This is a genomic window from Collinsella sp. AF39-11AT (genome assembly GCF_003474585.1).
Lineage (GTDB): Bacteria > Actinomycetota > Coriobacteriia > Coriobacteriales > Coriobacteriaceae > Collinsella.
This window is the reverse complement of the sequence record NZ_QROG01000011.1, coordinates 5,223-17,788: the sequence shown is the minus strand read 5'-3', so window position 1 is coordinate 17,788 and position 12,566 is coordinate 5,223. Positions and strand designations below refer to the sequence as shown.

The following is a 12,566-nucleotide window of genomic DNA, read 5'->3' as shown; positions in this document are numbered from 1 at the left end:
TGCAATTCGGTCGATAAGACTAACGGGGCGCAGCGCCTTGCGCCGAACCCCGTTATTAAGCAAATGCTTCAATATGGCTTATGCCCCGGCAGAAACCGTCGTAGGCTGAGTGGCGCTGAACTGAATCGTAACGCCAACGGAGTCGAGAATCTTTTCCAGATTAGCAGTGGTCACGGCGACATCATTGCCATCGTAGTAGACGTACACGCTCACATGGGTATCGGCATCTTTGGCAACCTTGGCGGCAAGAGCCTTATCGGTAGTGCCCTCGAGCTTCTTTCCGTCAGGACCCCAAACTTGCCAGTTATCAGGGCCAACGACAAGAACGCGAATTGCATCCTTCAAGCCCTTATCGGCACCCGTAGTAACATCAATCTTATCAATCTTAAGGTCGCTAAGATCGACGCCAGCAGAGCTGATGCTGTAATTATTCGCTTCGCCTACAGCATATTTATCCGTCACAGCCTTAGCGGCATCGCCAACTTCGGTGTAGTCACCTTTCCTGGCGCCATTGGTCGTCGTGGTGCCATATGCAGTCACGAACTTCGGGGCCGGAGCTGTGGCGCCATCGGATTGAACCTCGGCAGGGTAAAGAGCAACCTCAGAATCGGTCCAGTCAACGTTATTGGTCGTCGTAGTGCCGATTGCAGTCTTCTTGTATTCGATGCTCATGAATGCCGTATTGGACTGCGCCTTCACGCCCGTCGTTTTAGCGGTAACCTCGTTGTTGCTCACAAACCATGCGAAGGTGGCGGAGCCGAGGGCTACGGCTGCCACGAGGACCATAGCGATGGCAGCGCCCATCTGCTTCTTTAATGCCTTGGTATCCATACGGACCCCTTTCTTTCCCCATTCATCCCAGATGACCCTCGAGAAGCCCGGAAGGGGAGCCCGCGCTTTCGTGTTGGATGTTGCTTGCCCATCCTTTAGACATGGAATTGAGAATACCACAATTCTTACGATTTCCTTATGAGTTTTCGACAGCCTACATTCCGGCAGATTCATGGGTCTACCTCGGGTTATTTGTGGTGCTATGTGAACATCGTTTACCTTATTTGATCTCTCTCCCGCGCAGTCATAAGTCCCTCTTAAGGCTTGCGACCGCAGCGCCATGTCAACGCATGCATACGCCCTCCGCCGAGCTTCGCCCTAGCTCTTCCCCACTCGCTATACTGGTGCAGACCGTGTATTTTTTGCCTGCTAAACGGGCTATTTGTTGGGAGGGCCCATGCCTGCCGCCAATCAACCCAAGGGAAGCGTTTCTACCGGATCGATCAAGCCGGTGACGCGCAAGGCCGTTCGCTGTCAGCGCGAAGTCGCCTGGCTGGTCACGCAAGCGGCCGGTAAGCTCGTCGCCACCACCGACGACGTCAACGCGCCCACGCCCAGCTTTGTGCTGGCGGCAGCGCTTTCGTACACCCGCGAGCAGGAGCAGGCCGCTCAGGACCGTGGCGCCGCAATCGACTACAAGGCCGTCATGGGTCCCGACCTTGCGAGCTTTTGTGCGGCCGCGGGACTGCCCGCAGCACCCAACGCGCTTTCGGACGCGGGCTACATGTTTACCCTCTCGGGCGCGGACCTCATCCGCGATGTTTACGCCTACTGTGGCGACCTGGGCGAACGCATGGGTGACGCCGCGCAGGTCAAACCGGGCTACGCGATCAATCTCGCGCTGCGACTGTTCCTGCTGGATGCCGCCGCGGGCAACGGCGGCACCTCTAACGACAACGACTCTGTATAGCAAAAGCGCCGGGCCGGGAATTCAATCCCGGCCCGGCGCTTGTTCGTTCTACTTGTCCCCGTCCCCTGCGGGCGAGTTCTTTTGGTTGCGGCGGTTGCTCCACGTCACGTTGTGCTCCTTGTAGTAATCGGGCGCCTCGTTGCCGCTCGCGCTAATGGGGTCGTTGCCGGTCAGGGTGTCGGCAATATCCTGCACGAACTTAACGAACAGGCTCGAATCGTCGGTCTCAGACGAATCGAAATCGAAACCGAACTCCACCGCGCCGCCGATGATCTTGTCCACGCACTCCGGGTCGTCGCCGTCCAGCCAAATGACCACGGTGTACTTGTCCACGTCGCCCACGCGGAAGTTCGCGTGGCTAATGGTCGTCACCACGTCTTTGGACGCAAACGGCTCGGTGTTGGGCTCGGGATTGCCGTCGGCCGCGGCAGCCGCGTAGGTGGTGGGCTTGCCGTTGCGATACACCCGCACGCGCGCCGCCTTCTCCACGCCCTTGCTGGCGCTGACCACCTTGAGCTTGGCGCTGTAGCCCAGATCGATCTTGCCGGCGTTGCGGATATAGAAGGTGTACGCCACGTAGTTCTTGCCGTTGTGGCTGCCGTCGACGTCGTCCAAGTTGTCGGGTAGGTCCTCGGCGGCGATATTGGTGCCGTTGTCCACGGCGTCGGCCGCCAAGCGTGCGGTGGCGTTGTTAAAGTCGCCGTTGTCGGCAATGGCCACGCCGCGGCGGAACAGCTCCAGGCGGTTGAGGTTGATGGTGAAGTTGCCCATGTTTTCCTGCATAAACGACAGGGCGAACAACACGCCAAAGGCAAGCGCCAGCACCACGAGGGCCTTTTGCAGCTTGTCCATGCGCAGCAGCGCCGCGCCGATGCGCTCCATGCGGCGCTTGGGCATGTACATGGACACGACCGCGTCGGGGTCGATGTCGTCGAGGTCCTGGTCGGCCAGTGCCTGCTCCAGCTCCTCGATGCGTACGACGCCGCGGAGGTCGCGCTTGGGCTTGGGCTTGCGTTTGGGTTTGGGCTCGGACTGGCGCTCAGCCACGTCCTCGGCAGCTTGATCTTTGTTGTCGTTACGCTTGAACAGAGCCATGGCGATCAGATCTTATATTTGGTGCGAATGTAGCCGACATATTCTTTGACGAGCTCGCGCTCCATGTCGTCGGCGTAGCGGAACTGCAGGCCGCAGACGTTGCGGTACAGGCTGCCCTTGGGCGCGCGGCGCACCCAGCACACGATGCCCAGCTGCCCGGGCAGCTCGTGGCGCTCGCCCTGCAGGCGGATCGTGGGCATTTGCACGGCCAGGGCCTCGCCCACGTCGGGGTAATCGTTAAGGTAGATGGCCAGACCACCGGCCGAAACGTCGATGGTCATAGCGTCCTCGGGCTCAGGGGTCAGCGCGTTGTCGCGCTGGTAGGTCAGGCGCATGGCGACCTTAAAACGCTCGTCGCGGCGCCTGACGAAGGTGCGCTGCTCGGCGACTTTGCGCATTTTCCAGTAGGTGCGGATGCCTTTTTTCTCGACCGACTCGGGATAGCCGGCGAGCACGAACGTCTCCTCGCCCACTTTGTACTGCAGCAGCAGCTTTTGGTTTTCGTCCATGATGAGCGGCTTGCCGGCGAGCATGGGCGCGCTCATAAGGAAGTACGCCTCGTCCAGGTTCTCTTTGTACGTGGCGAGCATGTTGAAGTCGGTTTTTTGGCCCATGGGCACGTCGAATGCCACCTGAAGCTTGGTCCCCGGCGTTATCTGTTGCTCTGCCATGTTTTCTCCCCCAGTCGCGGGCGCCGATATCATCGTCGTGCGCGATGCACATTGGGCTATTGTAACTGCTTTGCCGCAGGTTTCGATGTGCAGCGCGTGAAATGGCGCGGATGTGAGGCGCGGCAGCCGCTAGCGCATCTGCCCTGCACGCCCTGTTAGTCGATACTTGCGGTTACGGCTCGTCGTCGCGGCCGTAGGCTCTAGCTTGCCCTGCGCGATAAGCGCATTGACGCGTACCCTAACCTGGGAGACGGTGAGCCCCGTGCATTCCGCCAGTTCACGTGTTCCCAGTTCGCCGTTGCGCTTGAGTGCCGCCACAATTAAGTCCCCGCCATGATCGATTTGCTCAACCTTCGCTCGGTAGAGGACAACCTTAAACCGGTCGAAACCCGGGCAAAACAATGGCTCGGCCAGACCGTGCGCACGCATGGCATCGAGCATCATTGGAATGCCCGATCCGTTGCCTTCGGCAGGAGAGCCCGCACCGTCGGGCAATGGAACAAGCGACATGAGCTTCACAAGCGTCGCATTGCGACATCGGGAGCTGCCGTCAAACAGGTTCTCGCGAGTCTTTCCTCCGTATAGGCCGCCGGGGTTCACCACCTCGATACGATCGTCAAATACGTCGACGGCGATCGATTGCCCACAGAACCGATCCCCGTATTCCCTGTGGATAACCGCGTTGGCGATTGCCTCACGCAGGACCTCCTCGGGAATCTCCAGCGAGTCGATACGCGAAATGCCTTGGACGGTCGCGGTGCGGCGCAGGTTTTTGGCGACAGCCGCGACAGCATCCGAAATCATCTCGCCCAACGTTCCCTCGCAGATCGTACGGTCCATGAACCTCAACGACCCCGCCGCGCCCTTCTGCGTTCCGGCATAGACCGCCACATCGATAAAGAGCTTGGGATAGAACTGCTGAGGATAGGCACCCGCAGCCAGGAGCCCGGCTTTAGTGACATTGCCCTGGGAGTCGAGGAAATTCAGGCGCTCCAGTTTCGTTTTCTTGTCCGGCGCGCCGCGCATCGCACGGGGTGTCAGTGAGAAAGCACGCTCTATCGTGCGGTCGACCAGGGCCTCGTCAAGATCGCCTGCGACCGCGCCGGGCACTGCATCGCGATCACTGGGGCTCGTCCGTTCATACGATGACAAGGACAGGACCTCGGTCGACGAGAGCGGAACATCTTTGTCATCGATGCGTTTGTAGCTGCCGCCCTGGGCGCCGCGCTCTATCACATAGCATGGCTTGCTCGACGGGTCGAGCTCCTCAATCGTGATAACGAGAACCACGGTGCCCCGAAGCTCCACGCGCTCAATAGTGTATTTGGGCGGATTGGCCAGTTTTCCGCGACCGCCGGCATCGCCCATGCCCGCCACGAATTGGTTGAGCACTTTCTCGGTCTCAAAGTTTGCGACTGGGACAAAACCCGCGCGCTCGCTCACTCCGAGCACGATAATGCCGCCAGCAGTGTTTGCGAAAGCGCTGACCGTTTCCCATACGTCGCGGGAAAGCGCCGTAGCGCTCTCTTTCACTTCGACGCTAAGGTCATCCGAGCCCATGCGCTTTAATGACTCGAGCAGGCCGGCCAGCTCGCTTTCGTTCATCTGCATGTCCTTTCGCTCGGTCCTGCGGGTGTGCCGCGGATGGATTTCTCTCGTCTCTCAGCTATCTCTCGTAATTATCTCTCATTTTACTGCTATCTCTCATATTAGAGATAAGTGAGAGATGAAAGATAAGATCTCTGCCATCTGTTTCATTTAAACATGTTTTTACTGGTAGAACAATAAGTATTGAGACAATACCATGATTGCCTGTCTCTTTGCCGCTCAGTTATCTCTCATATTTATCTCTCGTCTTTCAGTTATCTCTCATATTAGTGACGAATGAGAGATGAGAGATACGTGAGTGATGGACGAGCGGGAATCGAGAGTGGATATTTGGACGGTTTTTGGGCTTTTGGCGGCCGATTTCGTCCGAAAATCCACTCTCGTTCAATTTGCGTCCGAATTTCCACGCTCGTGTGTCCGAAAATCCATGCTCATCCGGCAGATTGGTCGAGGGTCCCATATGGGTATACTCTCGTGGATTCGACTCGATTCGCCCCCGCTGGGGCGTCAAAGGAGACTGCATATGCCTACCACCTCAACCGACCCGCGCGCCGCTGCCGCCGCGCTGCTGGTACCCGGCACCACCTGCCACGGCTTTGCCGTCGAGCGCTGCGAGACCGTGCCCGAGCTCGACTCGGACGCCTACGTGCTGCGCCACACCGCTTCGGGCGCTCGCCTGCTGTACCTGGCGTGCGACGACGAGAACAAGGCCTTTGCCATTGGCTTTAAGACGCCGCCGGCCGATTCCACCGGCGTGTTCCATATTCTTGAGCACTCGGTGCTGTGCGGATCGGCCAAGTTCCCCGTCAAGGAGCCGTTCGTGGACCTGATCAAGAGCTCCATGCAGACGTTCCTCAACGCCATGACCTACCCCGACAAGACTATCTACCCCGTTGCCACCACCAACGAGCAGGACCTGTACAACCTGATGGACGTGTACCTGGACGCGGTGTTCAACCCGGCGATCTACACCAAGCCCACCATTTTTGAGCAGGAGGGCTGGCACTACGAGCTGGACCTGCCGGAGGGCGCTGGCGGCGACGGCAGCGCCGCCAGCCTGCGCGAGGGCACGCTGCGCTATAACGGTGTAGTGTTCAACGAGATGAAGGGCGCGCTGTCCGACCCCATGAGCGTGCTGGACGACGCCGTCAACGCCGCGCTCTATCCCGACACCGCCTATGCGCACGAGAGCGGCGGCGATCCGCGCGCGATTCCCGCGCTCACCTACGAGCAGTTCCTGGATACGCACGCGCGCCACTACAATCCTTCCAACTCTTATATAACGCTCTACGGCGACCTAGATGTGGACCGCGCGCTGGCGTTTTTGGACGAGCGTTATCTGTCGCAGCCGAGCGCTGCGAGCCGCCGCATGGACGCTGCCGTTGCCGCCGGCGAGGACCCGTCCGCGCTGGCACCCAATCCGCTGGGCGTGCAGACGCCCGTGACCTGCGAGTACAAGCGCGTCGAGATGGCCACCACGCCCGAGAACGCCCTGGTGGGCCTGGGCCTTGTGCTGGGCAGCGCACTCGACCGCAAGCGCACGATCGCGGCGGATATCCTGTTCGAGGCACTGCTGGGCTCCAACGAAGCACCGGTTAAGAAGGCCATTCTGGCCGCCGGCCTGGGCGGCAACGTGGTGAGCTACACCGCGGCCGAGTGCCTGCAGCCCTACGAGCTCATCATGCTGCAAAACGCGCAGCCCGGCGTGGCGCGCGAGCTGCGCCGCGTGTTCCAGGACGCCTGCCGCGACCTGTGTGAGCACGGCGTTCCGCGCGAGCGCCTGGAAGCCATCATCAGCAGCAACGAATACGACCTGCGCCAGCGCGACTACGGTATCGCCGACGGCGTGGCCATTGCGTGCGACGCGCTGAGCACGTGGCTCTACGATGACGACGCCGCGACGCTGGCACTCAAGTATGGCCCGGTGTACAAGGAGCTGCGCGGCGAGCTGGAAGGCAGCTACTTTGAGGACCTTCTGCGCGAGCTCGTGCTGGAGAACGACCACATGGCGCTGGTCGAGCTGGTTCCGGTGGACGCCGCTGAGGGTTCGGAGGGCGCCGAAGCTGCCGAGCTGGCAGCCAAGCGCGACGCCATGACCGATGCCGAGCTGGCCGACGTGGTCGAGCGCACGGCTGCGCTGCGTGCCGCGCAGGAGGCCGAGGACACGCCCGAGGACAAGGCCACGCTGCCGCGCCTGCGCGTGTCCGACATTGGCGAGGCGCGCCCCGAGCCGCCGCTGGTCGTAGACACGACCGCGCCCATCCCCTGCCTGCGCCACGGCATCCCCACCAACCGCCTGGCCTACGCCATGCAGTATTTCGACCTGAGCTGCGTCGCATTTGAGGACCTGCCCTATGTGACGCTGCTCTGCCGCCTGCTCAAACAGCTGCCCACGAGCGAGCACTCGGCCGAGGAACTCGACAATCTGCTCGCCGGCAAGCTGGGCTTTTTGAGCTTTACGACCGAGGTCATGACCCAGCCCGACGTGGACGGCGTGCGCCCTTATCTGCTGGTGAGCGCCGGCGCCCTGTCCGAGAAGATCGATGCGCTGGCGAGCCTGCCGCGCGAGGTGTGGTCGAGCACGCTGTTGCTCGATGCTGACGCCGACCGCGTGCGCGACGTGCTCACGCAGATTCGCATTGGGCTTGAGCAAGGCTTTATCAACAACGGACACTCGGCGGCACTCGGCCGCGCGATGAGCTACACCTCGCCTTCGGCCGTGGTGCGCGAACAGCTCTCGGGCGTGGACTTCTACCTGTTCCTGCGCGATTTGCTCGAGCACTTTGACGAGCGCCTGGACGGCCTGCGTGCCAAGCTTGCCGAGCTGGCAGACCGCATCTTTGTGGCCGACGGCTGTATGGCGAGCTTTACCGGCAGCGATGAGGACTTTGACGCGTACTGGGATGCCGCGGGCGACCTGGGGCTTGGCGCAGGCGACGGCGCCGATGCCGGCCGCAACGCGCTCGTGGTGCCGACGCCGTGCGACCGCCACGAGGCTTTTGTCATCCCCAGCGACATCTGCTTTGCGGCAAGCGCGTGCGACCCACGTCGCTTGGGGCTCGACGTGACGGGCGCCTGGGCGGTTGCCGCCAACGCGCTCTCCTACGACTACCTGTGGAACGAGATCCGCGTTAAGGGTGGCGCGTACGGCTGCGGATTCCGCGCGGCCGGCGAGCGTCAGGCGGCGTTCTACACCTACCGCGACCCGGCAATCGACCCCTCGATTGAGCGCGTGGCGCGCGCGGGCGAATGGCTCGGCAGCTTTGAGCCCGACGAGGCCGCCTTTGAGGGCTTTATCGTGAGCTGCGTGAGCGGCATGGACGCGCCCGTGAAGCCGTACGCGCTCACCAAACGCCGCAACACGACCTACCTGGCTGGACTCGATCCGCACGCCCGCGAGGAGCGCCGCGCCCAGATGCTTGCGGCCACACCCGGTGAGCTGCGCTCGCTTGGCGCCGATGTGACGCGCATCGCAGCCGCGTCGCCCACCTGCGTCTTTGGCGGCCGAGACGTCATCGCCAAGAGCAACGCCGGCTTTAACGTCATCGACCTGCTGGGCTAACGCACAGCAAAGGTAGATTTTTGGGACATGCCTGAAAATCTACCTTTTTTCTGCGGCTTGGGCGGGGCGGCGCAGCCCACCGCGGCGGTTTGTCTCAATCTGTAACATCTAGACGGCAATATCGGCTCCAGATGTTACAGATCGAGACGTTTCCGAATGTCGCCGGCTCTTTGTCTCGATCTGTAACAGCTAGGCCCATTTTTGCCGAGTTACTGTTACAGATCGAGACGAACTGCCGCAGACGCCCACTCCACAGCACAGACCACCACAAAGGTGCCTGTCCCCTTTCTCAGTGGTGATTCGAACACTTGTTCTATACGTACACATGTTCTATATTATGAGTGTTTGCATCGGACTTAAATTGCAACTAGAATATAGTTGCAGAATGTGAGGCGGGATGACTCGAGCCGATAAACTCATCGCCCAACTGTTTAGCTGCCCTTCGACGTATCGGTATGCCGATTTTTTAAAAGTCATGGCCTCATATGGCTTTGAAATGGACAGCAAAGGCAAGACATCCGGATCGCGCATTCGCTTCTACAGGCCCTCAGATGGCAGGATGTTCGTGATGCACGCGCCTCATCCATCTGACGAATTGACAGCGGGGACAATTCGAAACATCGTTCGATTTCTGCAGGATGTCGGAGGCAGTCATGAGTAACGTTTTGGCATACAAGGGCTATTTCGCCCCAGTCGAGTTCGATGCCGAGCAGCATGTACTAACAGGTATGGTCGCCGGCATTAGGGACGCAATTGTATTTGAAGGCTCCAAGGCTGAAGAAGTGGAGCAATGCTTCCACGACGCCGTCGACGATTACCTTGAGTTTTGTGCCGAAAAGGGCAAGGAACCAGAGCGGGCTTTTAAGGGCTCGTTCAATGTGAGAACAGGCTCCGAGCTTCACAAGCAGGCAGCACTGGCGGCGGCAAAGAAGGGCGAGTCACTCAATAAGTTTGTGACCGAAGCAATCGCCGCGGCGTTATAGCGTTAACGCATGGGCCAAAACCACCACAAAGGGGACAGGCACCTTTGTGGTGGTTTCGACATTTGCCCAGATAAAACCTGCCAAAATAAACCTGTCCCTTTTTGGTAGGTTTGGGAGAGGAAGCCGGGATGGACAAGGCTGAGTTGCGGCGGGCGGTGATTGCTCGGCGTGATGCTCTTGATTTGGACTTGCGGGCGGCGAAGTCTGCTGATATCTGTGCGCGGCTGGTTGAGCTGCTGGGCCGCTTGGATGCCGCGGCGCCGCACACCGTTGCCGTCTATGCCGCGATGGGTTCCGAAGTCGACTCAGCCGCGTTTGCCGCAGCTGCCGCCAAACGTGGCTGGCGCGTGGCCTATCCGTGCATGCTCTCGGCAACAGACGCCGCAGCTTGTGGCCAGCGCATGTGTATGCGGGCAGTTGCTGCCGGCGACGCGGACGCGGCTCCGTTTATCGCCCACCCCACGCGGGCCTTTGCGGCCACGGACATCGACAGCAGCCGCTTCCCTATCGTGCCTGCCGAAGCTCTCGACATGATCGTCGTGCCGCTCGTAGCATTCGACCGCACCGGCATGCGCCTAGGCTACGGCGGCGGCTGCTATGACCGCTACCTGCCCATGCTCTCGCCCGTATGTCAAATCGTCGGCATCGCCTTTGACGAACAGCACGTCGACCACATCCCCACCGATGCCCACGACCTGCCGCTGCCCAACATCATCAGCGCCTAATCGCCGCCACATCAGCCACGGCTACAGCAGCACCATCGCAGTCTAGTGCTCCTCGCCGGCGCGGGCCAGGTCGTAGGGCGTGGTCTGGTAGACGTAGTAGTTGAGCCAGTTGGTGTAGAGCAGCTGAGCCTGGCTGCGCCAGACGTTGCGCGGCTCGGCGGTGGGATCGTCGCCCGGGAAGTAATGCGCCGGCACCTGAGGGTTGAGCCCGCGCTTCACGTCGCGCTCGTACTCCAGGCGCAGCGTGTCGGTATCGTACTCGGGATGGCCAAAGACAAAAAAGCGGCGGCTGTCGGTCGACTTGACGATATACAGGCCTACCTCGTCGGACACGGCCACGACTTCAAGCTGCGGCTCGGCCTCCACGTCCTCGCGGCGCACATCGGTGTTGCGCGAATGCACGGCATAGAAGCGGTCGTCAAAGCCGCGGACCAGCGGGCTTTGCGGCTTCACCAGATAATGCTCAAATACGCCGCTCGCCTTTGCCGGCAGGTCGTACTTCTGGATACCGTAATGATGGTAGAGCCCCGCCTGCGCGCCCCAACAAATGTGCAGCGTGGAGTGCACGTGCGTGGTGGACCAATCCATGATCTGGCAGAGCTCGGGCCAGTAGTCGACCTCCTCGAACGGCATCTGCTCCACGGGCGCGCCCGTGATAATCAGGCCGTCGTAGTGGATGTCGCGGATGTCGTCGAACGTGCGGTAGAACGTCTCCAGGTGGCCGGCGCTCACGTGCGTGGCCTCGTGCGTTTTGGTGCGCAGCAGGTCCACCTCCACCTGCAGCGGCGTGTTGGAGAGTTTGCGCATGATCTGCGTCTCGGTGGCGATCTTGGTGGGCATGAGGTTGAGGATGAGCACGCGCAGCGGACGGATGTCCTGGTGCAGCGCGCGGTACTCGGTCATGACAAAGATGTTCTCGCTCTCGAGCTGCGCGGCGGCAGGGAGGGCGTCGGGGATGCGAATGGGCATGGATGCTCCTTACGAGTCAGTTGCAGCTATGGTACAACGAGCGGCCCCATCCGCGCGAGCACATCGCCCGGCGATGTCGCCAGCGGCCCAAATCACTCCAAAAGTAGAGATTAAAGCATGTCCCAAAAATCTACTTCGCTTTAGCCTAGCAAAGTGACGGCAGAAGGCTACAATGGTTCGACGCGAGAAACTCGGCCGAAAGGATACATATATGTACCAGACGCGTAAGATCGGTGTGGTCGGCCAGGGCCACGTAGGAGCACATGTCGCCAACAGCCTGCTCATGCAGGGCATTGCCGATGAGCTGTACCTGTGCGATATCAACGAGACCAAGGTGACATCCGAGGTCCAGGACCTGCGCGACTCCCTTTCGTTTGTCCCGTACAACACCAAGATCGTCAACTGCTACGACCACTACGAGGAGCTGGCCTGCTGCGACGTCATCGTCAACGCTGCCGGCAAGGTCGCGCTGGCCGCCGGCAACCGCGACGGTGAGCTGTTCTTTACCACCGACGCCGCCCGCACCTTTGCCAAGCGCATCGTCGACGCCGGCTTTGACGGCATCTTCGTGAGCATCTCCAACCCCTGCGACGTCGTGTGCACCGAGCTGTGGCACCTGACCGGCTACGATCCCAAGAAGATCATCGGCTCGGGCTGCGGCCTGGACTCCGCCCGCCTGCGCACCGAGATCTCCAAGAAGGTCGGCGTGAGCCCCAAGTCCATCGACGCCTACATGATCGGCGAGCACGGCTTTAGCCAGCTGGCCGCCTTTAAGTCCGCGACCATCGCCGGCAAGAGCCTTAACGAGCTTCAGGCCGAAAACCCCGACAGGTACGCCTTCGACCACATGGAGATCGAGGAGCTCGCGCGCAAGGGCGGCTATGTGACCTACCAGGGCAAGCAGTGCACCGAGTACGCCGTCGCCAACTCCGCCGCGCGCGTCTGCGCCGCCGTGCTGCACAACGAGCACGCCGTGCTTTCCGCCTCCACGCTCATGACCGGCCAGTATGGCGAGGAGGGCATCTTCACCTCCCTGCCGTGCGTGATCGGCGCCGAGGGCGTCGAGGAGGTCTACACGCTCGACCTGTCCGAGTACGAGCTCGAGGGCTTCCACAAGAGCTGCCAGCACATCCGCGACAACATCGCCCAGCTCGACTGGTGGGACACCGAGGCCTACGACGCAAAGTAGGCCGCTGGCTGCCGCAACCTTGC

Annotated in this window: 11 protein-coding genes; 6 read left to right on the top strand and 5 right to left on the bottom strand. The window is 60.9% G+C overall.

Annotated features, from left to right (window positions below):
• Positions 1 to 78: 78 nt before the first annotated feature.
• On the bottom strand, positions 79 to 831 hold the full coding sequence (locus tag DW037_RS05985; RefSeq protein ID WP_118372987.1) for a hypothetical protein: 753 nt from the start codon (positions 829 to 831) through the stop codon (positions 79 to 81).
• Positions 832 to 1,228: 397 nt separating this feature from the next.
• On the opposite strand from DW037_RS05985, the gene DW037_RS05980 reads away from it, so the two are divergent.
• Positions 1,229 to 1,741: a hypothetical protein gene (locus DW037_RS05980; RefSeq protein WP_118372986.1), complete on the top strand. Its 513-nt coding sequence runs from the start codon at positions 1,229 to 1,231 to the stop codon at positions 1,739 to 1,741.
• Positions 1,742 to 1,789: 48 nt separating this feature from the next.
• On the opposite strand, the gene DW037_RS05975 is transcribed toward DW037_RS05980, so the two are convergent.
• From DW037_RS05975 to DW037_RS05965, 3 genes are all read right to left on the bottom strand, one after another.
• Positions 1,790 to 2,836, bottom strand: coding sequence for a hypothetical protein (locus DW037_RS05975; protein WP_118372985.1), 1,047 nt, complete (start codon positions 2,834 to 2,836; stop codon positions 1,790 to 1,792).
• A 5-nt stretch (positions 2,837 to 2,841) separates the two neighbouring features.
• Entirely contained in the window at positions 2,842 to 3,507 is a 666-nt protein-coding gene (locus tag DW037_RS05970; RefSeq protein WP_158571950.1) for a PilZ domain-containing protein, read from the bottom strand.
• Positions 3,508 to 3,636: 129 nt separating this feature from the next.
• Entirely contained in the window at positions 3,637 to 5,112 is a 1,476-nt protein-coding gene (locus DW037_RS05965; protein WP_118372983.1) for an ATP-binding protein, read from the bottom strand.
• Positions 5,113 to 5,638: 526 nt separating this feature from the next.
• On the opposite strand from DW037_RS05965, the gene DW037_RS05960 reads away from it, so the two are divergent.
• The 4 genes from DW037_RS05960 to DW037_RS05945 all read left to right on the top strand — a co-directional run bounded on the left by DW037_RS05960 (position 5,639) and on the right by DW037_RS05945 (position 10,385).
• Positions 5,639 to 8,677, top strand: coding sequence for an insulinase family protein (locus DW037_RS05960; RefSeq protein ID WP_118372982.1), 3,039 nt, complete (start codon positions 5,639 to 5,641; stop codon positions 8,675 to 8,677).
• 397 nt (positions 8,678 to 9,074) lie between these two features.
• Entirely contained in the window at positions 9,075 to 9,338 is a 264-nt protein-coding gene (locus DW037_RS10885) for a type II toxin-antitoxin system HicA family toxin (RefSeq protein ID WP_117629026.1), read from the top strand.
• On the top strand, positions 9,331 to 9,660 hold the full coding sequence (locus DW037_RS05950; protein WP_117629027.1) for a type II toxin-antitoxin system HicB family antitoxin: 330 nt from the start codon (positions 9,331 to 9,333) through the stop codon (positions 9,658 to 9,660). Before DW037_RS10885 ends, DW037_RS05950 begins: the two co-directional genes overlap by 8 nt.
• Before the next feature lie 128 nt (positions 9,661 to 9,788).
• A complete protein-coding gene (locus DW037_RS05945; protein ID WP_117629028.1) occupies positions 9,789 to 10,385 on the top strand; it encodes a 5-formyltetrahydrofolate cyclo-ligase in 597 nt (198 codons plus the stop codon).
• A gap of 42 nt (positions 10,386 to 10,427) precedes the next feature.
• Here the strand turns inward: DW037_RS05945 and metA are convergent, their stop codons facing one another.
• Complete coding sequence (metA, locus tag DW037_RS05940; protein ID WP_117629029.1) at positions 10,428 to 11,354, bottom strand: homoserine O-succinyltransferase; 927 nt, start codon at positions 11,352 to 11,354, stop codon at positions 10,428 to 10,430.
• Between the two features lie 211 nt (positions 11,355 to 11,565).
• On the opposite strand from metA, the gene DW037_RS05935 reads away from it, so the two are divergent.
• Positions 11,566 to 12,543 carry an L-lactate dehydrogenase gene (locus DW037_RS05935; protein ID WP_117629030.1) on the top strand — a complete coding sequence of 326 codons (978 nt, stop codon included), beginning with the start codon at positions 11,566 to 11,568 and terminating at the stop codon, positions 12,541 to 12,543.
• The last annotated feature ends 23 nt before the right edge of the window (positions 12,544 to 12,566 follow it).